This is a genomic window from Beggiatoa alba B18LD (genome assembly GCF_000245015.1).
Classification (GTDB): Bacteria; Pseudomonadota; Gammaproteobacteria; order Beggiatoales; family Beggiatoaceae; genus Beggiatoa; species Beggiatoa alba.
The window spans coordinates 3,083,252-3,103,793 of the sequence record NZ_JH600070.1 but is presented as its reverse complement, the minus strand read 5'-3'; the positions used below and the strand labels follow the sequence as shown (position 1 = coordinate 3,103,793).

At 42.8% G+C, this 20,542-nt stretch carries 17 protein-coding genes; 9 read left to right on the top strand and 8 right to left on the bottom strand.

All coding sequences use genetic code 11. From position 1 onward, the window contains the following. Positions 1 to 3: 3 nt before the first annotated feature. The 5 genes from BEGALDRAFT_RS12600 to pssA all read left to right on the top strand — a co-directional run bounded on the left by BEGALDRAFT_RS12600 (position 4) and on the right by pssA (position 7,876). Complete coding sequence (locus tag BEGALDRAFT_RS12600) at positions 4 to 3,453, top strand: tetratricopeptide repeat protein (RefSeq protein WP_002690548.1); 3,450 nt, start codon at positions 4 to 6, stop codon at positions 3,451 to 3,453. A gap of 215 nt (positions 3,454 to 3,668) precedes the next feature. Beyond that, on the top strand, positions 3,669 to 5,396 hold the full coding sequence (locus BEGALDRAFT_RS12595) for an acetolactate synthase 3 large subunit (RefSeq protein WP_157237589.1): 1,728 nt from the start codon (positions 3,669 to 3,671) through the stop codon (positions 5,394 to 5,396). Further along, on the top strand, positions 5,396 to 5,890 hold the full coding sequence (ilvN, locus tag BEGALDRAFT_RS12590) for an acetolactate synthase small subunit (protein ID WP_002690533.1): 495 nt from the start codon (positions 5,396 to 5,398) through the stop codon (positions 5,888 to 5,890). The genes BEGALDRAFT_RS12595 and ilvN overlap by 1 nt, the downstream gene beginning before the upstream one ends. Positions 5,891 to 5,991: 101 nt before the next feature. Beyond that, a complete protein-coding gene (gene ilvC, locus BEGALDRAFT_RS12585) occupies positions 5,992 to 7,008 on the top strand; it encodes a ketol-acid reductoisomerase (RefSeq protein ID WP_040295611.1) in 1,017 nt (338 codons plus the stop codon). A gap of 91 nt (positions 7,009 to 7,099) precedes the next feature. Continuing rightward, positions 7,100 to 7,876, top strand: a complete 777-nt coding sequence (gene pssA, locus BEGALDRAFT_RS12580) for a CDP-diacylglycerol--serine O-phosphatidyltransferase (protein ID WP_002690524.1) — start codon at positions 7,100 to 7,102, stop codon at positions 7,874 to 7,876. Between the two features lie 212 nt (positions 7,877 to 8,088). On the opposite strand, the gene BEGALDRAFT_RS12575 is transcribed toward pssA, so the two are convergent. From BEGALDRAFT_RS12575 to BEGALDRAFT_RS12535, 8 genes are all read right to left on the bottom strand, one after another. Continuing rightward, the gene (locus tag BEGALDRAFT_RS12575; RefSeq protein WP_002690523.1) at positions 8,089 to 9,015 is read right to left on the bottom strand and encodes a quinoprotein relay system zinc metallohydrolase 1; all 927 of its coding nucleotides are present in this window, start codon (positions 9,013 to 9,015) and stop codon (positions 8,089 to 8,091) included. After that, positions 9,012 to 9,770 carry a quinoprotein dehydrogenase-associated SoxYZ-like carrier gene (locus BEGALDRAFT_RS12570; protein ID WP_002690522.1) on the bottom strand — a complete coding sequence of 253 codons (759 nt, stop codon included), beginning with the start codon at positions 9,768 to 9,770 and terminating at the stop codon, positions 9,012 to 9,014. The genes BEGALDRAFT_RS12575 and BEGALDRAFT_RS12570 overlap by 4 nt, the downstream gene beginning before the upstream one ends. Before the next feature lie 97 nt (positions 9,771 to 9,867). Next, positions 9,868 to 10,191, bottom strand: a complete 324-nt coding sequence (locus BEGALDRAFT_RS12565; RefSeq protein ID WP_002690521.1) for a hypothetical protein — start codon at positions 10,189 to 10,191, stop codon at positions 9,868 to 9,870. 41 nt (positions 10,192 to 10,232) lie between these two features. After that, on the bottom strand, positions 10,233 to 11,363 hold the full coding sequence (locus tag BEGALDRAFT_RS12560; protein WP_081484178.1) for an Rpn family recombination-promoting nuclease/putative transposase: 1,131 nt from the start codon (positions 11,361 to 11,363) through the stop codon (positions 10,233 to 10,235). A gap of 114 nt (positions 11,364 to 11,477) precedes the next feature. After that, positions 11,478 to 12,299, bottom strand: coding sequence for a c-type cytochrome (locus BEGALDRAFT_RS18375; RefSeq protein ID WP_002690519.1), 822 nt, complete (start codon positions 12,297 to 12,299; stop codon positions 11,478 to 11,480). A 120-nt stretch (positions 12,300 to 12,419) separates the two neighbouring features. Further along, complete coding sequence (locus BEGALDRAFT_RS12545) at positions 12,420 to 13,283, bottom strand: substrate-binding periplasmic protein (RefSeq protein ID WP_002690518.1); 864 nt, start codon at positions 13,281 to 13,283, stop codon at positions 12,420 to 12,422. Between the two features lie 2 nt (positions 13,284 to 13,285). Further along, on the bottom strand, positions 13,286 to 13,765 hold the full coding sequence (pedF, locus tag BEGALDRAFT_RS12540; protein ID WP_002690517.1) for a cytochrome c-550 PedF: 480 nt from the start codon (positions 13,763 to 13,765) through the stop codon (positions 13,286 to 13,288). Between the two features lie 132 nt (positions 13,766 to 13,897). Continuing rightward, positions 13,898 to 15,712, bottom strand: a complete 1,815-nt coding sequence (locus BEGALDRAFT_RS12535) for a methanol/ethanol family PQQ-dependent dehydrogenase (protein ID WP_002690516.1) — start codon at positions 15,710 to 15,712, stop codon at positions 13,898 to 13,900. 406 nt (positions 15,713 to 16,118) lie between these two features. On the opposite strand from BEGALDRAFT_RS12535, the gene BEGALDRAFT_RS12530 reads away from it, so the two are divergent. The 4 genes from BEGALDRAFT_RS12530 to BEGALDRAFT_RS12515 all read left to right on the top strand — a co-directional run. Further along, complete coding sequence (locus BEGALDRAFT_RS12530; RefSeq protein ID WP_002690515.1) at positions 16,119 to 16,922, top strand: lysophospholipid acyltransferase family protein; 804 nt, start codon at positions 16,119 to 16,121, stop codon at positions 16,920 to 16,922. Between the two features lie 6 nt (positions 16,923 to 16,928). Next, positions 16,929 to 18,368 (top strand): hypothetical protein, encoded by a 1,440-nt coding sequence (locus BEGALDRAFT_RS12525; RefSeq protein WP_002690513.1) that lies wholly within the window; start codon positions 16,929 to 16,931, stop codon positions 18,366 to 18,368. Between the two features lie 170 nt (positions 18,369 to 18,538). After that, positions 18,539 to 19,021, top strand: coding sequence for a c-type cytochrome (locus BEGALDRAFT_RS12520; RefSeq protein ID WP_002690511.1), 483 nt, complete (start codon positions 18,539 to 18,541; stop codon positions 19,019 to 19,021). 433 nt (positions 19,022 to 19,454) lie between these two features. Beyond that, positions 19,455 to 20,542 (top strand): type IIG restriction enzyme/methyltransferase (locus BEGALDRAFT_RS12515; RefSeq protein WP_002690509.1); only part of this gene is annotated, 1,088 nt, incomplete at its 3' end.

Below are 20,542 nucleotides of genomic sequence, written 5' to 3'. Positions count from 1 at the left end.
CAAATGAATACCACGCTTATTAAAATTTCTGAAAAATCCGTTGGTAATAATGGCTTTAGTGCTGAATTAGTGTTTAATCATCGTTATTATCAAATCACGATTACACCGCCATTTGATGAGAAACAAGAAAGTAATTTAGCGTGGTATTTTGAAGAATATTTAAAATTTCCGTTTACCGATAATGTGAGCTTTGATGAAATTGCTCTCAGTATTAAAACTTATGGCGAACAGTTATTTAAGCAAGTTTTTCATGAGCCTGATGCGTATAGCGATTATCGGGATGCTTTAAAAACGGGGTTTACCTTAGAAATTGTCGGTTCGCCCGCTTTTCACGCATTGCATTGGGAAAGTTTGCGCGATGAAAAACATCCTGAGCCTTTCGCACTTAATCATGAAATTGTGCGCAAACCTTTGCATTTTAATGCACGTTATCAGGCTATTACTCCGCAAATCTCTCCGACTTTAAATGTGTTGCTCGTTGTTGCGCGTCCGAATGGACGTAATGATGTGGCATATCGCACGATTTCGCGTCCATTGGTGGAAATGGTAAATAGCGCAGACTTGCATGTGCATTTTGATATTTTACGTCCCCCAACTTATGAGGCATTAAAACAGCACTTAGAGACAAAAGGAAAAGGTTTTTATCACATAGTCCATTTTGATGTGCATGGTAAGGTAATGGATTATGTTGATTTTAGACTTTCGGGTTATAAAAAGTTAAAGATAAATAAGTTTGAAGATAAGCAAGCATTTATTTTTTTACTTCATGAGGAAACAGGCAAACATGCCCCCATTTCTGCATATCATTTAACTGAATTGTTAAAAAACTATGATGTGCCCGTCGTGTTATTAAATGCTTGTCAATCGGCAAAACAGGAAAATACCAGCACAGAAACCAGTTTAGCCAGTTATTTGATGCAAGCAGGCACGCAAGCGGTGGTCGGCATGGCGTACTCGGTGACGGTGAGCGCGGCAACATTGTTTATGCAAACGTTGTATGAACAATTGTTTGAAGGTGCATCGTTAGCGGTAGCGATTCAGCGCGGGCGGTTTGAGTTAGACAAGCAAAAGGAACGGCAGGCTTATTATAATCAAGTGGTTAAATTAGAAGATTGGTTATTGCCTGTGGTTTATCAGAATGTGCCACAAGTTCAGTTTGCTTTGCGGGCGTTTAGTGTAGAAGAACGTACTTTTTATGAGCTAGATCGTTTTGAAGAGCCTAAAACGGCTTATGGCTTTTTCGGGCGTGATTTGGATATTTTGGAAATTGAAACCGCTATTTTAAAGCGAAATAGCTTATTAATTCAGGGCATGGGCGGTGCAGGAAAAACCACTTTATTAAAACATTTGGGCGCGTGGTGGCAAACAACGCATTTTGTGGACAAAGTGTTTTATTTTGGGTATGACGAAAAAGCATGGACACGCCAGCAAATCATGCGCGACATGGCGATTCAATTGTGGGGAAAATTGGAATATGAACAGCGTTTTCAGGTTTTTAGTGAGGACGCGCAACAGAAAAAATTAGCTAAAGCCTTACGCAGTGCACGGCATTTATTGATTTTGGATAATTTGGAATCGGTCACAGGTTCAGCGTTAGCCATCCAGCACGTTTTAACGGCGACAGAGCGCGAAAACTTGCAGGGCTTTTTACAAGCATTAGTCGGCGGAGAAAGTTTAGTATTATTGGGGTCGCGGGGCGAAGAAACTTGGCTAAAAACGGGTACGTTTGAAACTAATCAGTTTATTTTAAATGGTTTAGATTCTGAAGCGGCTTCGCAATTGGTTAATGAGATTTTAAATAGACATCAGATTAAATCAGAATATAAACAACAAGATGATTTTAAAAAATTATTAAAATTATTAGCGGGTTATCCGTTGGCGTTGCAGGTGGTTTTGCAAAATTTAACCTCAAAAACCCCGACGGACATTTTAACCGCACTGACTACTGGCGACAGTGCGATTGATTTAAATAGTACCGACAAAACCCAGAGTATTTTGCGTTGTATTGAGTATTCCCACAGCAATTTATCCCCCGATGCCCAGCAATTATTATTGTGTCTCGCGCCATTTGTGGGAGTCGTTGATATTGGATATTTACCACAATATACCAAACTTTTAAAACAACAATCTGCACTTGCACATTTACCGTTTGATAAATGGGAAACTGTTTTGCAAGAAGCGAAAAATTGGGGATTGTTGGGACAGCATGAAATCCCGTTTTATCTCACCATTCAGCCAACCTTGCCTTATTTTCTACAAACGCAACTACAGGATAAAGCAGAAGTAAAAACGGCAATAGAAACCGCGTTTCGTTTATATTATGAACAATTTGCAGACGAAATCTATCAACTCCAAGAATCCAAAGACCCAGAAGAAAAACAACTAGGACAACTGTTAGCCAGTATTGAATTTGAAAATTTGCAACGAGCGGTACAATTTGCTTTAACTGTGCAGGTTTCTATTAGTTGTTATAGTGTGTTATCAAATTATTTTGATGCTACGCAAAACCATCGACAGGGTTTAGTTTTTGGACAGCAGGTATTAACGCAATTAAAACAGTATTCGCCTGACAAGCTGGCAGGACAGTTAGGTGCAGAATTAGTAAGGGTGATTAATGATATTGCTAATTGTTTTTTACAAAGCCAACAATATGCACTTGCAGAGCAAGCCTATCAACAAGTATTGAATATTCACAATAACTTAACCATTTTTGAAGAAACAGAAAAAACTAGAAATAACTCAAGTATTTATCACCAGTTAGGTACGGTGGCACAAGAACAAAGGCAGTGGTCGCAAGCCCAAGACTATTATCAACAAGCCCTTGCCATTGATATTGAATTCAATGACCGCTATTCTCAAGCCAGTACTTACCACCAGTTAGGCATGGTGAAACAAGAACAAAGGCAGTGGGAGAAAGCCCAAGACTATTATCAACAAGCTCTTGCCATTAAGATTGAATTCAATGACCGCCATGCACAAGCCAGCACTTATGGGCAGTTAGGTTTGTTAGCCAAAACGCAAGAAGACTGGAAGCAAGCCCAAGACTATTACCAACAAGCTCTTACCATTTATATTAAATTCAGTAACAGCCATTCTCAAGCCAGCACTTATTACAATTTAGGCAGAATGGCACAAGCACAAAGACAGTGGGCGAAAGCCCAAGAGTGTTATCAAAAAGCCCTTGCCATTGCTATTGAATTCAATGACCGCTATTCTCAAGCCAGCACTTATCACCAGTTAGGTTTATTAGCCAAAGCGCAAGAAGATTGGGAGCAAGCGATAGAGTATTTATTGCAGGCTCTTATTATTTTCGCTGACTATCAGGACAAATATAGTTTACAAATCACTGTAGGAAACCTCGCCCGCCTCCACCAACATCACCCTGACTTAGTTGAGCAAAAATATAATGCTCTAAATATTTCGATTAACGGGGATTCACAACCCCCGCCTTAAATATTTCCCTACCCCAACCCCACCCAAAAAAAATATACGAGACAATTTTTTATAACGCTTGACCTTCAATCTAGGGATTGGTATGTTTAACGGTTTACACTGCGTCGTTTAATTTTCCATGCAGTGATAAAGGTAATTAATGTGGTTCAATAAGTTATATTTACTATAACGCATATAGTTTTTGTTAAATGTATGACACGGGGGGGCCATTTACTATGCCCAGTAATCAAGAAATGTTGACAGGTGCAGAAATCGCTGTGCGCTGTTTAGCCGAAGAAGGTGTGGAATTTATATTCGGCTATCCAGGCGGTTCAGTGTTACATATCTACGACGCGCTTTTTAAGCAAAATAAAATTGAACATATCCTAGTCCGTCACGAGCAAGCAGCCGCTCATGCTGCTGATGGCTATGCCCGCGCAACGGGCAAACCCGGTGTAGTACTGGTTACCTCTGGCCCCGGTGTAACCAATACAGTAACGGGTATCGCCACGGCTTATATGGATTCCATTCCCATGGTCGTGATTACGGGTCAAGTCCCAACCAGTCTTATTGGTAATGATGCATTCCAAGAGGTGGATTCTGTCGGGATTACCCGCCCATGTGTAAAACATAATTTTTTAGTCAAAGATGTTAAAAATTTAGCGGAAACCATTAAAAAGGCGTTTTATGTGGCGACTACAGGTCGTCCCGGCCCTGTGGTGGTGGATATTCCGAAGGATGTCACGGCAAATAGTGCGTTGTTTAGTTATCCCGATAAAATCGAGATGCGCTCTTATAAACCTGTTGTCAATGGTCATCCGGGTCAAATTCGTAAAGCGGCGGATTTAATTCTGTCTGCTAAACGTCCGATGATTTATGCAGGCGGTGGCGTGGTTTTAGGCGATGGTTCTAAAGAACTGACTGAGTTTGCACGTTTATTGGGTTATCCCGTGACCTTAACCTTGATGGGGTTAGGCGCGTTCCCTGCTACTGACCCGCAGTATGTGGGCATGTTGGGAATGCACGGCACGTATGAAGCGAATATGGCAATGCACGAGTGTGATGTGTTAATCGCTATCGGTGCACGCTTTGATGACCGTGTGACAGGGGATTTAGAAAAGTTCTGCCCTTACGCGAAAATTGTTCACATGGATATAGACCCCGCGTCTATTTCTAAAAATGTGCGGGTGGATGTGCCGATTGTGGGCGCAGTTGACCGTGTGTTGCGGGAAACGCTGAAGGCGTTACGCGAAACAGGCAAAATGCCCGATTCTGACGCATTAGCTTCTTGGTGGGCGCAGATTGACGCATGGCGTGCAACAGATTGCTTGCATTTTGACCGTAAGAGTAAATTGATTAAACCGCAATTCGTTATCGAGAAGTTGTACGAAGTGACGGGCGGTGATGCGTTTATTACGTCTGACGTGGGTCAGCATCAGATGTGGGCGGCGCAGTTTTATAAATTCGACAAGCCACGCCGTTGGATTAATTCGGGCGGTTTAGGCACGATGGGTTTTGGTTTGCCCTCAGCGATTGGGGTGCAATTAGCCCATCCGAATGCAACCGTTGCATGTGTGACGGGTGAAGCCAGTATTCAGATGTGTATTCAAGAGTTATCCACCGCGAAACAGTATGAATTACCCTTAAAGATTATTAATTTAAATAATCGTTATATGGGAATGGTGCGCCAGTGGCAAGAGATGTTTTATAACAAGCGTTATTCACATTCTTACATGGATGCTTTGCCCGATTTCGTGAAATTAACCGAGAGTTATGGACATACGGGCATATTCATCGACAAGCCTGAAGATGTTGAAGGCGCGTTGCGTGAAGCCTTTGCGATGAAAGACCGTTTAGTCTTTATGAACTTTGTCACTGACCAATCAGAAAACGTTTACCCAATGATTGCAACAGGTAAAGGTCAACATGAAATGGTGTTAGCACCTGATAGGGAGTTAGCCTAATGCGTCACACGATTTCTCTTTTATTAGAAAACGAATCAGGGGCTTTATCTCGGGTATCGGGTTTATTTTCCGCACGCGGTTACAATATCGAATCGTTGACTGTTGCCCCAACCGAAGACCCTTCAGTTTCCCGTATGACCATCGTCACTAATGGTTCAGACAATATTATTGAGCAAATCACTAAGCAACTGAATAAGTTAGTGGATGTGATTAAACTCATCGATTTGAGTGAAGGCGCACACATTGAGCGGGAATTACTCCTGATTAAAGTTAAAGCCTCTACAGGCAATCAACGCGATGAAATTAAACGCTTAACCGATATTTTTCGCGGACAAATCATTGACGTGACAGATGCAACTTACACCATTCAGATGACTGGGCCAGGCGATAAGATTGATGCGTTTATCAAGTCTTTAGAGCCAACTTTGATTATTGAAGTTGTCCGTTCGGGCGCGTTAGGCATTGGACGTGGTAACAAGAGTTTGCATTTATAATTTTTCTTTCCCTTGTCTTGCCTTGTTGCGCTAAGACAAGGGATATATCAAGCCCACTTAATTGCGATACAGAATAATTTTGGGAGAGAATACCAATCATGATGAATATTTATTACGACAAAGACGCTGATTTATCCTTAATCAAAGGCAAACAAGTTGCCATTATTGGTTATGGCTCACAAGGTCATGCCCATGCAAACAATTTAAAAGATTCTGGGGTTAACGTCGTTGTTGGTTTACGGGCTGGCTCTGACTCTGCCAAAAAAGCAGAAAACGCAGGTTTAACCGTTAAATCTGTCGAAGAAGCTGCCAAAATTGCCGATTTAATCATGATTCTTGCGCCTGACGAGCATCAAGCAAAAATCTATCGTGACAGCATCGCCCCCAATGTGAAAAAAGGCGCAGCGATTGCCTTCGCCCACGGCTTTAACATCCACTTTGGACAAATTGAAGCCAGTGCAGAACTCGATGTCATCATGATTGCGCCTAAAGGGCCTGGACATTTAGTGCGCTCTACCTATACCAATGGCGGTGGTGTACCTGCTTTAATCGCTGTGCATCAAAACGCATCAGGGAAAGCCCGCGACATCGCTTTATCTTATGCCTCTGCTATCGGTGGCGGTCGTGCAGGCGTGATTGAAACCTCTTTCCGTGAAGAAACTGAAACCGACTTATTCGGTGAACAAGCCGTATTATGCGGTGGTACAACTGCCTTAGTACAAGCGGGTTTCGAAACCTTAGTTGAAGCAGGCTATGCCCCTGAAATGGCTTATTTTGAATGCTTACATGAATTAAAACTTATTGTTGACCTCATGTATGAAGGCGGTATTGCAAATATGCGTTACTCCATTTCTAACACCGCAGAATATGGCGATATCACTCGTGGCCCTCGCGTTGTGCCCCCAACTGCAAAAGAAGAAATGAAGAAAATCCTGAAAGAAATCCAAACAGGACAATTCGCCCGCGAATTCATTTTAGAAAACCAAGCAGGCGCAGCAACATTAAAAGCCTCTCGCCGTATTGCGACCGAACACCAAATCGAGCAAGTCGGTGAAAAATTACGTAGCATGATGCCTTGGATTAAAGCTAATCGTTTAGTTGACCGTTCCAAAAACTAAACCCGTGTTGAGACCGTACACAGTGCGTTAGTTCGGCTGTGTGCGGTTTATTTATTTCCCTTCCTTTCTTTTTCTACCGTGTGAGGACGCTATGTCCCCAGAATCCTCAACACCCACGCCTCCCCACCGTCGCCGTGGTATTTACCTATTACCGAATTTATTCACCACAGCCGCATTATTTGCGGGGTTCTACGCGATTATTGCCGCGATTAACAACCGTTTTGAAGCCGCTGCCGTAGCCATTTTTATCGCGATGGTTTTAGATGGGCTAGATGGTCGTATCGCTCGCTTAACCAATACACAAAGCCATTTTGGTGCGGAATACGACAGCTTATCGGATTTAGTCTCTTTTGGACTTGCGCCTGCTTTAGTGATGTATGAATGGTCATTGTCATCACTGGGCAAATTAGGCTGGTTGGCGGCATTTGTTTATACGGCAGCGGCAGCGTTGCGTCTGGCTCGCTTTAATGTTTATGTGGGTAAAATTGATAAAGCCTATTTTCAAGGTTTGGCAAGTCCTGCCTCGGCGGCAGTGATGGCGGGCTTAGTGTGGGTTGCAACTGATTATCAAATTGCGGGCGAAACATTGAATTATTTAGCGTTAATCATCACCGTTTCGATGAGTTTTTTAATGGTCAGCAATATCCGTTTTCGCAGTTTTAAAGATATAGACCGCGATAAAGTGCCATTTATGAGCATTTTATTAATTGTGATTGTGATTGTTTTGATTGCGAGCAGTCCTTCACAAATGTTATTTGGGACTTTTTTACTCTACGCACTCTCTGGCGTTGTGATGTCAGTTTTACAGTTACTACGCGGGAAACGGAGCGCGGGAGAGGCGCAAAAACAACCGCCTCCTGTGGAATAAACTTAAGTTTTGCAAGTAGTTTTTAAAATTCGATTAATTCTAATAGACCTGCTAGGTTTTCAAAACCTAACAGGTCTTTTTTTGTCTAAATCAGGATTCACAGGATTTTCAGGATTGAAAAGCGTTATTCACCTGACTTTTTGGTTTGAGGGTTTTAAATCCTGCTAATCCTGATGCAGACAATAAAAGAAACTCGTCGAACTTGAATTGTTTTATTCCTCCAAATACAGGCTATTCACTTCTAGTGTGGGGTAAAGATGTACCACAGAGCGCACAAATTCAGGATGTCCTACGCCCCATGTGATAAAGCGGTCAGGTAAGGGTATTTGCATGACTTCTGCCATATCACGCCCTGCTTCCGCAGCATCTGTTAAGGTTTTTTGTAACCAGTGTAAATAGTCGCGGGTTTGAATTATCGCTTGTTTATCCGTTGTCGCTACGCCGTGCGATGGGAATAAAACTTTAAACGGAATTTTTTCTACCGTGTCTAATTCGTCTAACCAGTCAGACAGTTGGGTAACGCTGGGCGTTGTTGGCATTCGTTGATAAAACACAATACCGCCTGTAAATAAAACACCTGTTGTTTGGTCAAAAATCATTAAATCAGCGGGAGTATGTCCTTGTAACGCATAAAGTTGTAAAACATGGTTGCCGATGGTTAGTTTGCCTGCTTGTAGTGTTTCTGTGGGGAAATGGGCTTCTGTGCCTTGCATCCATGAGCCTATCATGCGGTACATATTGTTAGTGAAGTCTTCGGCGTGTTCTTTCATACCTTGTATGGTAGCGGGCAAGGCGGCAATGGTGACATTGTTGTAGGCTTGGTTGCCTAGAAATCGGTCAGGGTGGTAGTTGGTATGGAGGATTTTTAGAATAGGTTTGTCGGTTATGGTGCTGATAGCAGTGCGTTGGGCTTTGCCATAGCGCAGGGATACGCCTGTATCGATGATTATTACGCCTGCATCGGTGACGATGAACGCAGTATTGATGATATTTCCGCCATTTTGGGTGCTAAAGTCTTCAGTTTTGCCGATAAAAGCGTAGGTGTCGGGGGCAATTTTTTCAGGGGTGAGGGTGTAATTAACTGCGTTGACAGGCGGATTACAGAGGATGAGACCGATGAGTAATAGATAGTTTCTCATTGTTTTAGCTCTCCTTTGAATTCGTTACCGTTGGTGTCAATGGCGTTAAGTATCATTGTCGTTTGTGGGGTGGTTAGTTCAACAGTAAAAATGGGGTTTTCGCTAATAGGTTCAAAAGGTTCTAAGGTTAGTGCGGTTTTTCCATCGGTTTGGGCTAGGGTGATTTTTTCTAAATGGAAGGTTGGAATACCTTTGGCTAGTCCTGTGTCCATGGGGTGCATGATTTGGAATTTAGCCCGCGCTGGGGTGCGTTCTGCCCATAAGCGTCCGCGTATTTGTCCGAGTGTGGTTTCCCATGTGCCTGTGGTGCGTCCTGTGCTGGGTAGTGTGCAACCGCCACCAGTAGCATCAACCCAAATACCGCCAACATGCCAACCTGTTGATGTGAGAACTGCCGCACGCACAGGGGTTGCTTGTTGGAGTTTGAGACGAAAACCGATGTAGGGACGGGCGTTATTGGGGATAAAGCGTAGGACTTTGGGAAGGGGGTTAAAATCGGCAAAAATAAGAATTTCTTGAATGTCATTTAAGCCGTCGACGTTGACAACGACAGGGACATGCATGGAGTCTTCCGCAGAATCGGGGGCAATGATTTGAACATGATTATCAAAAATAACGGGGTGTTTGTTTAAAAAGAGGTTGTACATAGTGACCCATTGCACGGATTTTAAGGGGTCATCAGGGGGGGGAGAGTTTGCCCAGAGTGTGGGAGAAATGAGGAGGAATAGTAAGCTAATAGCGTGTTTTAGTCGCATGGGGTCTCCTTTGGGGGGATTTATTTGTTTTTATGAAGTTGTCTGAATCAGGATTTTCAGAATTAAAACCTTCAGCAGTAACATATTGATTAAAAAATTAATATGTTTTTAGAAAAAGTAATTGTTGGAATAGGGGTAAAGATTCAATGATGATGGCTTGACGCATTAGTTGTTCTAAGTGTTCTAGCTTTTGAATCGCGTCAATAGCTTGTTTGGTTTCAGGGGAAACTTCTCCAAAGCGCATGGTTAAAATGGCTAATAAGGCGGTTTTGATACCTTTTGCTTCCCCTTCAATAAACCCTTCAAGTTTGCCTTTTTGTAATCCTTTTTGTAACCCTTGTTGTACACCTTGTTGTAAGCCTTGTTGTAAACCTTTTTGAACACCTGATTCATACCAGTTTGCGACACGTTCCGCTAACATGACATTTATCTCCAAACCATTTTTTAAAAGCAGTGCAATCTTCAATGTGTAGAAAAAAGCAGTTGTTGGAAGGTTATTAGGGAATCAACAATAATGGCTTGATGCATTAGTTGTTCTAAGTGTTCTAGCTTTTGAATCGCATCAATAGCTTGTTTGGTTTCAGGGGAAACTTCTCCAAAGCGCATGGTTAAAATGGCTAATAAGGCGGTTTTGATACCTTTTACTTCTCCTTCAATAAGTCCTTCAAGTTTGCCTTGTTGTAAGCCTTTTTGTAACCCTTGTTGTACACCTTGTTGTAACCCTTTTTGTAACCCTTGTTGTACACCTTGTTGTAAGCCTTGTTGTAAACCTTTTTGAATGCCTGATTCATACCAGTTTGCGACACGTTCCGCTAACATGACATTTATCTCCTGTAACTCTATTAGTTCTGGAACTATTGCCTCTGGGAGATGATGCGGGAGATAAACACGCCCTAACCATGTCGCAAAGGCTTTTCTGATTTCTAGTTGTGCGGGTTCTTGTAGCCATGTGACGAGTAAATTAATCACTTCAGACACTTCTTGTTCTGTTTGGGCTTTTTCTAAGCGAAAGAGTGCCGCGACAAGGTTGTGTAAGTTCGATAATTCTGTGGGGTTATATATCCCTTCGTCTATGAGTAAATAGTGTAGTTGAGGTTGATATTTTTGAAGGGTTGAAGGTTCTATTAATTCGGAAACGTTTAACGGCATATTCCATCTGGCTTGTCCATTGTAGAGGACGATAGGCAATACAGGGGGAAGTTTGCCATCAATGAGTTTGGCATCTAATAAGTCTTGATAGAGTAAGCCGATATAAACCATGAAGCGCACTGACATGTATTTGTCGATGCTGGATTGAAATTCTAGCAGGATGTAGATGTATAGCCATTTGTCGCGCCAGTTAATTCGCCATATTACGTCGTTGTCACGGCTTCGGAGGTCGTGGCTGGTAAATTGTCCGCTGACTTTTTCTAGGGTTTTAAAGTCTAGTTCTTTAACCCATTCTTCTGCGACAAAGCCTTCTAACAGGTCTTTTACCATCTCAGGATGGGAGAAAAAGCGTTTATAGCTGGGGTCGTGTTCGGGCTTTTTTTTCTCGCTTTTGTCACGCGGTTTTTTCGGCGACTTTGGGGGGGGGCGGGCATGGGGATGTATCCTGTAAACTTTTGTAAATTATAAACTTATAAGGCGTAAAGTAGTTAGTACTATTTTACGCCTCAAGTTTCAGCTTTAACGACCAGATTAAGCTGTATTTTTAATAGTTACAGATTAGTTTGCAGGTTGTTCTTTACCTGCTAAAACGGCTTCAGCGTGGCTGGCTTTTGCGTCATCTAAGGAGAGTATCCATTTTAAGAGGCGTTTGGCGTTTTCTTCGCTCACAGTGACCATCGGCGGCATGGCGATACCGCTGACTTTGTCTTTCCAATGGCTCTTATAAGGATTACTACCATTTTTGACGGTGTTTAATAGCATGTCAAAGGCTTTGGGGTCGTCTTTGTAGCGTTTGGCAACTTCGACATAGGGCGGACCAAAGGGCATGGGGTTGCCTTCTTTGCTGGTGGTTTGGCGGGTTAAATCGTGGCAGTTTAAGCAACCGCTGTGGCTGATAAGGAGAAGAATTTCTTTTTCATTTTCTTCTTTATGGACAACAGGGACTTTTTGTCCTGAAAGTTGTTCTTCAGCGGCGGTGGCGGTCTTGTCGTCAAGTGCAAGAATCCATGTTAAAAGGCGTTTTGCATCCGCTTCGCTGACAGTGACCATCGGTGGCATAGCGATACCACTAACTTTGTCTTTCCAGTGGCTACTATAGGGATTACTACCATGTTTAACAGTATTTAAGAGAGTTTCTATGGCTTTGGGGTCGTCTTTGTAGCGTTTGGCAACTTCGACATAGGGCGGACCAAAGGGTAACGCGCCTGCTTCTTTGGCGGGTTTGGGGGTTAAGTCGTGGCAGTTTAGGCAACCGCTACGGCTGATGAGTAAGAGGATATCTGTTTGTTGTTCATCCGTTTCAGTTGCCATGCTTGTGCCTGTCAATAAACAGGAGCTTGCTGCAACCAAACCAATCAACAGCGTGCGTGATAGTTTCATGGTTTTTTTAGTCCTTAGAAATAAAAAGAAGGTGCGCCATAAGACGCACCAAGAAGTTGAGTTGAGAAATTAATCTCATCGGAGAACTCAAATGTAAACAGGTTTTAACATGTAAGCGGCTTAGTTATTGGTAGTAGCTGCTTGTTTTTCACTGGGTTCTACAGGAGTGACATGATACTTATTGGCGAGTGTCTTTAATACGCCTTCTTGTCTGAGGGTGTTCATCACGACAGTTAGGGTTTTGGCAAGCTCGCTGTTATCTGCGGTGACTGCAAGACCGACTTGCCAAGCACTATTCATCCCACGCATGGGGATTGCTTCAATTTTGAATGCATCCATTTTGTCGGCTAAACGGCTTTCAACTTGGCTGCGCATTCCCATCACAGCGGAGAGTTTGCCCGCTTTGAGGTCGTCAACCGCTTCCATAAAGTCCAGATAGTGGGTCACACTTTTGGTCAGTATGCCTCCCATAATACCTGTAAGGAAGAAGGAGGAAATGCTGTCAGTTTCTACACCAACTTTATGGTTGGTAAGAATTTGTAAGTTAAACAAGGTTGGAATTTTTGCAGGGTCATAGGCAAGGACGATTTCTTCTTGCGCATAGGGTGCAAAAATGCTGACTTTGTCATTTTTTTCTGCATAGGTAGCATCATAGGGGACGCGGAGCATAACATCCGCCGTACCACCGCCTAAATAATGTCCTTTCCAGATAGCATTGCGTAAATCGTCGTCGGTATTTTCACCAGCAACAATCTGCATGTAATCAGTGCTTAATCCGAGTTTTTCTGCAATTGCGCGTCCTAACTCTACGTCAAAGCCTTTGAGTTGTCCGCCGTCCACATAGGAATAGGGTGGAAAATCCTTGTACACTGCAATGCGTAATGTGCCTTTTTCCTTAATATGTTCTAGTGTGTCAGCCTGTGAAAATGCACTACTGAGAACAAGGCAACAAATGCTAAGGAGTAATCCAAGATATCTTTGCATGGTTATTTCACACAGTCAGCGCGATCAGGTTCTGTACAAACGCTTTCAATGTAGGTCCAAATTGCCCATAAACCTTCTTGGCTTAATTTTTCTGCCATTTTAGGCATATATACACGACCATCACGAACAGAACCTTCTTTGACGCGGTAGGTAAACCATTCATCACCTTCGGCATCGTGGGTTAAACGGCGTAAGTCAGGCGCAATACCGCCAGAAACAACTTCTAAACCGTGACACATAGCACAGTTTTGTCCATAGGCGAGTTTGCCAATTTCTACTGCTCTAGTAGTTGATTCATTATTTCGATAAGGGTTAGCGGTTAACCATTCGCCTTCGGGGAGGTCTGGGTTAATTTCTTTAATGGTTTTTAAACCAGTGATGTCAATTTTTTGTGGGGTGACATCACCGTGAGCAAAGCTCAGGGCAGGTAAGAAGGCACAGAACGCCAGTACCAGCTTCAGGGTATTTACAAACTTCTTCATGACAAGCAATAACTCCATCAAAACAAATTAACAAGGCAGATTTTTAGTTGAGGTCAACAAGATATTAGGGATTTAGGCGGAGATATTCTGGTGAAGAACATCTCCGCGTTATCGCGACCTACCTAAACAGGTTTATTTAGCGGCTGTTTTTTCAGCAGCGGGTTTAGCAGCAGGTTTATGTAATTTGAAAACCCATAAACTACCACCTTGGTTGAAGTTTTTGATTTTCTTCGCCACTTCACCACCCCATAAAGGCACAGCACCACCCCAACCAGAGTTAACGGCAATAAACTGTTCGCCGTTTGTTTCCCAAGTGACGGGGATACCAATCACGCCTGACCCTGTTTGGAATGACCAGAGTTCTTTGCCTGTTTCGGCATCAAAGGCTTTAAATAAACCCTCAGGTGTACCTGTGAAGACTAAACCGCCTGCTGTGGTTAAAACACCGCCCCACATAGGCGCGACGTTTTTATATTCCCATTTAATCTTGCCTGTGGTGGGGTCAATGGCACGTAACGCGCCGATGTAGTCTTCATGGAGTAATTTAACGGTAAAGCCTGCACCTAAGTAGGCAGCCCCTTTTTTATAGGTAATCGGCTCGTTCCATAAGTCCATGCTCCATTCATTGGCGGGAACATAGAACAGTTTGGTATTAGGGTTGTATGCCATAGGCATCCAGTTTTTACCCCCTAAGAAAGAAGGGGCGGCAAAAACGGGAGTCCCTTTTTTATCATCGCCTTTAGCATCAGCAGGATTACCAGGACGGTTGCCTGTCTCAACGGGTTTACCTGTTTCAATGTTGATTTCTTTTGCCCAACCGATTTGGGTGACAAAAGGCGTTGCATTGAGCAATTTGCCGTTGGTACGGTCTAAGATATAGAAAAAGCCATTACGGTCAGCTTTCGCGCCCGCTTTAATGATTTTGCCGTCTTTTTCTAAATCAAAAGGAATGAACTCATTGACACCATCATAATCCCAACCATCATGCGGGGTAGTTTGATAGAACCATTTAATCACGCCTGTATCAGCATCAAGCGCGAGAGTAGAGGAGGTAAAGAGGTTATCACCGGGACGGGTGTGCGCATTCCAAGGGGAAGGGTTGCCAGTGCCGTAGAAAATCAAATTGGTTTCAGGGTCATAAGTTCCACCTAACCAAGGTGCACCGCCCCCTGTTTTCCACATATCGCCTTCCCACGTCATGGGTAAGTCGCCACCGGTTATGCCGTTTTCTTTACCATTCAAATAACCCATATGTCCTTGAACAGTAGGGCGTGACCACACTAATTTACCTGTTTTAGCGTCGCGGGCTTCTACCTTACCCACAACACCGAATTCACCGCCAGAAATCCCTGTGACGACCATATTTTTAACAATGGTAGGCGCGGCAGTGAAAGAATAACCCGCTTTATAATCGCCTAAAACTTCTTTCCAGACTCTTTTGCCTGTTTCTCTGTCTAAAGCGACTAATTCAGCGTTTAATGTGCCAAAAATAATTAAGTTATCGTATAACGCAGCACCACGGTTAATCACATCACAACAGGGCATAATGCCATCAGGTAAACGATGCTCGTATTCCCATATTTCCTGACCTGTTGCCGCATCAATGGCGAATAAACGGGAATAAGAAGCAGTGACATAAATTTTACCGTCAAAAATTAACGGTTGCGCTTGCTGACCGCGCTGTTTTTCACCACCGAAAGAAAATGACCATGCAGGCACTAAGTCGGCAACCGTGTCTTTATTCACTTGCGTTAAGGGACTAAAACGTTGCCCTTGTGTGCCTAAACCATAAGTAACAATTTGGTCAGTTGTTTTTGCATCATTGGCAATATCTTCATCAGTAACTGGTTTAGCAAAAGCAACCTGAGTACCAAATGCCATTGAACCTGTTAATAATGCAGCACTAATACAATAACGTAGGGTTTTGTTTATGAATGATATTTTCACTCTACACTCCTTTTTTATAATATGTTGTAGCTTATATATCGCCCAATGGCTTTAGACAAGAGCGACTGAGCTTACCCAAAAGAGCAATATAAATGCCAATACCGTAAAAAGTGCAAAATGCCCGATTACTTCCCTATGAAAGCGACTTTTTAGCGGAAAATCTTATAAAGCTTTCAAGAGCAGTCGTCCCAGCTATGAGACAATGAAAATAACACTATGTAACATTCCTGTTACAAAATTTGATTGCAATATAGGGGGATTTACTTACCCATCGTCGTATAATATCTACTGAATGGATGAAAAATGATTTATCAGTTTTTTTAATGGGATAAAAAGGCTTATAGCAAAAAAATAGGCTTTCTATTAAATTAATCGCCTCACCACTGCTTTTTATAAGGAACTTCCCTTGAGTCAACAGCCCACCCCATCAGCATTGCGTGCAAGCTTTCGTATTTTGCTGTTTTTAATCTGGAGTTTAAGCCTTGCAAGTTTACAAGTTATTCTACTGCTCTTTAAATTTAAAGATAAACTCTGGCTACCGATGATTTTCCATCGAGGCTGTTGCCGTATTCTTGGGCTGAATATAAAAGTTTCAGGGGAAACGACACCCAATAAAACACTCCTATTTATCGCTAATCACGTTTCTTACTTAGATATCATCATCTTAGGTGGGGTTTTAAGAGGCTCTTTTGTTGCTAAAGCAGAAGTAGCAAACTGGTTTTTGCTCGGTGGTTTGGCAAAATTACAAGACACCCTATTTATTGAACGAGTAAGCCTACAAGTTAAAAATCACCTATCTTTAATGGAAAATGCATTAAACACCCAACGCAATTTAATCTTATTTCCTGAAGGAACAAGTGGCAACGGTAGCCATGTTTTACCGTTCAAAAGTGCTTTATTTCGGGTTGTAGAAACTGAAGGCGAAAACGCCCCCCTAGTACACCCCATTACAGTGGCTTACACCCATTGCAACGGCATCGAAATGAATCAAGCCCTACGAGATTACTACGCATGGTATGACGATACCCCACTGACAACCCATTTTTTCCGCGTTGCAGGCTTACGTTCAGCAACCATACAAATTATTATCCATCCCGCCATCAAAGGCAGTGATTTTGCCAGCCGTAAAGCCCTCGCCGAACACTGCCAGACCCAAGTCGCTACTGGTTTAGCGCAAGTATTACCCTCGCAAAATCCTGAAGGTGTTTAAGCGTAAATGAACGAACCGTCGTCTGTCACGCCCAACGTTACAGGGCAAGATTATTTAGAATTTCAATATCGCTTGCGCGAAGAAACCGCCATTCTTGATGAACAACTTCGTGCAGGAGCGTTTGATGCCGTTGAAAATATTGGCGGTTTAGAACTAGAAGCCTGCTTAATTCACCCCAACCTTCAACCCGCTTGTATCAACCAAGCCTTTTTAGACCGACTCAACTACGCCGCCAATGTTGTCCCCGAAGTTGCAACGTTTAACATAGAACTGAACAATACCCCGCGTTTACTCTCAGGTTCAGCCCTGCGCACCATGCACCGCGAACTACAAGCCACATGGGCAACCTGCCAAAGCGTCGCCCAATCACTAAATAGCCAACTCCTCCTTATCGGCATCCTACCCAGCTTGCCTGAAACCGCGTTGCGTCTAACCAACATGACCCCGACCCAACGTTACTACCGACTACATCAACAAGTGCTCCAAGTTCGCCACGAAAGACCCCTACTTGTTGACATTCAAGGACATGAACGCCTATTACTACAACACCACGATGTCCTATTAGAAGCATCGACCATGGCGTTACAAGTCCATCTCCAAGTTGCCCCAATACACAGCCGTCGCCTATTCAATGCCGCGATGATAGCCTCCGCGCCCATGGTTGCCATTGCTGCAAACTCCCCCTATTTTCTCGGAAAAGACCTGTGGGACGAGACCCGCATCCCCCTATTTGAAAAATCCGTTGAACTAGGAGGCGTATCAGGACTTGCCGAAGGCAACTTAAAACGGGTTAGCTTTGGCTCTGGTTACATACAACACTCCATCGAAGAACTCTTTATCGAAAATTTAGAACACTACCCCGTTTTATACCCCCTAGCGACCACAGGCATTGTCGGCGAATTCCCACATTTACGCCTACACAACGGCACAATTTGGCGATGGAATCGTCCCTTAATTGGCTTTGCTGACGGAAAACCCCACTTACGCCTAGAACACCGCACCATGTCCAGCGGAACAAGTATTATCGATGTCATTGCAAATCTTGCATTCTTCGTCGGGCTTGTCCACGCATGGCTAAACGCACCAACCCCTTTAGAAACACAACTCCCCTTTAGCATCACCCGCAACAACTTCTATTCCGCCGCACGCTACGGACTCGCCAGCCAAATGACATGGCTGAATAATAAACGCCTCCCCCTAACACGCCTTATTCTTGAAGACTTTCTCCCCACTGCCCAACAAGGCTTAATTTCTCTAGGCATCGACAAAAGCGACAGCGAAGGCTATCTACAAATCATCGCGGAACGAGTGAAAAGTTGCCAAAATGGCGCGGGTTGGCAACGAGCATTTGTCACCAAATATGGACGTGACATGAACGCACTCACACAAGCCTACCTAAATCAACAAACAACAGGATTAGCCGTGCATCAATGGGATATTACATAAAAAAATGTTCGATAATTAAAAATCCTTAATAGTCCATTCACATTTTTTATTTACAATAAGACTTTGAAACAAAAAAATAGCCCATAGTTAAAACAAGGTTATTTCTTTGTTAGGCTGATACTAAAAGACGCTTATCAGTCAAAAATCCCACTCATTATAAGGAGATACTCATGCTAAAACTGGTCAAGATGAGCATTGCAGGTTTACTCGCTGTTGGCATTAGCACAAGCGTATTAGCCGCTGAAGACCCTATTCATGATGCAATTGAATACCGTAAAGGTGCGTTTTCAGGGATTGCATGGAATTTCAAACGGATGGCTGGCATGGTAAAAGGAGAAATCCCATTTAATGCCGAAGAATTTGCCAAACGTGCGGGATATGTTGCAACGCTAGCCCAGTTACCGCTTGAAGGTTTCAAAGACTTACCTGATTCCGCAATGGACAAATCCAAAACCAAAACAGCGGCTAAACCAGAAATTTGGAAAGATTGGGCAGACTTTGAAAAAGACATGAAGGCGTTAGAAGACGGCTCTGCAAAATTAGCGGAAGTTGCCAAAAAAGGCGATTTAGACGCTATCAAACCCGTTTTTGCCGAAGTAGGTAAAACCTGTAAAGGCTGTCATGATGAGTTTAAAGAAAAACACGAGCACTAAACCACTCGTCTTTTTTTGTGCAATGTTTTAAATTTGCTCGTTTGTAGGGTGGAATAGGCGCAAGCCGTATTCCACCGTTTCCATCATGAAACCCCGTAAAAATGGGTTAACTTGAATTCGGCGAGTTTTATAAAATAAAACAGAGACCTGCTAGGTTTTGAAAACCTAGCAGGTCTTTTTTTGTCTGAATCAGAATTAGCAGAATTAAACATTGTCTGAATCAGAATTTTCAGAATTAACAGAATTTTCAGAATTAAAAAGACAAGAAAATTAAAAGAATAAAAAATTATGTTTTTAATTGTTTTTAATTCTGCTAATTCTGTTAATTCTGTGAATTCTGATTCAGACAGTGTTTAATCCTGAAAATTCTGATTCAGACAATCTTTTAATTAGGTTAAAATCCCCTTAAATCCATAACCTACAGAAGTCTATCATGCTCAATATTCCCCCGCTACGCCAAGCTATTCAACAATTCAATTTTAATGCGCTGTTTGAGGAACTCGGCTGGAATCGGGCGCGGAAAGTTTTTGAGCTGGAGATTGAAACGCAAATTTATCCCTGCCAAGCCATCGCTTATTTGGGAAAAGTCACCGTTTATACGGTGCAAGCCTTACCATCCGCGAAACAACGTCAAGCTATCGCGCAGGAAATCACGGAGAATTATAGCGTCGAGCATGTGTTGATTTTTACCGATAAGGAAACGCAAGCGATTTTTTTCTGGGCTAAACGTGAAAAAAATAAACTGCTACCACGTGAACATACCTATTTTCGCGGACAGTCAGGCGACGCGCTGGTGAATAAGCTCGTTCCGCTGATGGTCGATTTTTCTGAGTTGGATGATTCAGGTAATTTACCGCTCGTCGAAGTTCTCGAGCGGTTGAGAAAAGCTCTCGATATCGAGCCTGTGACGAAAAAGTTTTATGCCGAATTTGCGAGTTTTTTAGAAAACTTTGTTATTGATATTGAAGGGATTAACGATGAGCGGGCGCGTCGTTGGTATGCTTCGGTGTTGCTTAATCGGTTGATGTTTATCTGGTTTTTGCAGAAAAAAGGCTTTTTAGACAACGGTAATCGAGAGTATTTACTCGATAAACTCGCAGACAGCCAAAAACAGAAAACCGATAATTTTTATCAAGGTTTTCTCCAACGTCTGTTTTTTGAAGGTTTCGCTAAACCTGAACATGAGCGCGAAAATGCCGAAATTTTAGGCAAAATTCCTTATTTAAACGGTGGTTTATTTCTTCCGCATCATTTGGAGGAAACCTATCAAATTCAAATTGCTGATGTCGCTTTTAGTCGATTGTTTGAGCTTTTTCAAGGTTATTCATGGAGTTTGGATGATTCGCCCACAGGTGATGATAACGAGATTAATCCCGATGTTTTAGGCTATATCTTTGAGAAATATATCAATCAAAAAGCCTTCGGTGCGTATTACACGCGCAAGGAAATTACTGAGTATTTGTGTGAACGCACTATTCACCGCTTAATCCTCGATAAAGTTCAACAGCCCGCTATTCCCAA

What these genes read in the sequence shown, in the direction of transcription:
- BEGALDRAFT_RS12600 (WP_002690548.1), top strand. Translation starts at nt 4, where the DNA reads ATGAATACCACGCTTATTAAAATTTCTGAAAAATCCGTTGGTAATAAT.
- BEGALDRAFT_RS12595 (WP_157237589.1), top strand. Translation starts at nt 3,669, where the DNA reads ATGCCCAGTAATCAAGAAATGTTGACAGGTGCAGAAATCGCTGTGCGC.
- ilvN (WP_002690533.1), top strand. Translation starts at nt 5,396, where the DNA reads ATGCGTCACACGATTTCTCTTTTATTAGAAAACGAATCAGGGGCTTTA.
- ilvC (WP_040295611.1), top strand. Translation starts at nt 5,992, where the DNA reads ATGAATATTTATTACGACAAAGACGCTGATTTATCCTTAATCAAAGGC.
- pssA (WP_002690524.1), top strand. Translation starts at nt 7,100, where the DNA reads ATGTCCCCAGAATCCTCAACACCCACGCCTCCCCACCGTCGCCGTGGT.
- BEGALDRAFT_RS12575 (WP_002690523.1), bottom strand. Translation starts at nt 9,015, where the DNA reads ATGAGAAACTATCTATTACTCATCGGTCTCATCCTCTGTAATCCGCCT.
- BEGALDRAFT_RS12570 (WP_002690522.1), bottom strand. Translation starts at nt 9,770, where the DNA reads ATGCGACTAAAACACGCTATTAGCTTACTATTCCTCCTCATTTCTCCC.
- BEGALDRAFT_RS12565 (WP_002690521.1), bottom strand. Translation starts at nt 10,191, where the DNA reads ATGTTAGCGGAACGTGTCGCAAACTGGTATGAATCAGGTGTTCAAAAA.
- BEGALDRAFT_RS18375 (WP_002690519.1), bottom strand. Translation starts at nt 12,299, where the DNA reads ATGAAACTATCACGCACGCTGTTGATTGGTTTGGTTGCAGCAAGCTCC.
- BEGALDRAFT_RS12545 (WP_002690518.1), bottom strand. Translation starts at nt 13,283, where the DNA reads ATGCAAAGATATCTTGGATTACTCCTTAGCATTTGTTGCCTTGTTCTC.
- pedF (WP_002690517.1), bottom strand. Translation starts at nt 13,765, where the DNA reads ATGAAGAAGTTTGTAAATACCCTGAAGCTGGTACTGGCGTTCTGTGCC.
- BEGALDRAFT_RS12525 (WP_002690513.1), top strand. Translation starts at nt 16,929, where the DNA reads ATGAACGAACCGTCGTCTGTCACGCCCAACGTTACAGGGCAAGATTAT.
- BEGALDRAFT_RS12520 (WP_002690511.1), top strand. Translation starts at nt 18,539, where the DNA reads ATGCTAAAACTGGTCAAGATGAGCATTGCAGGTTTACTCGCTGTTGGC.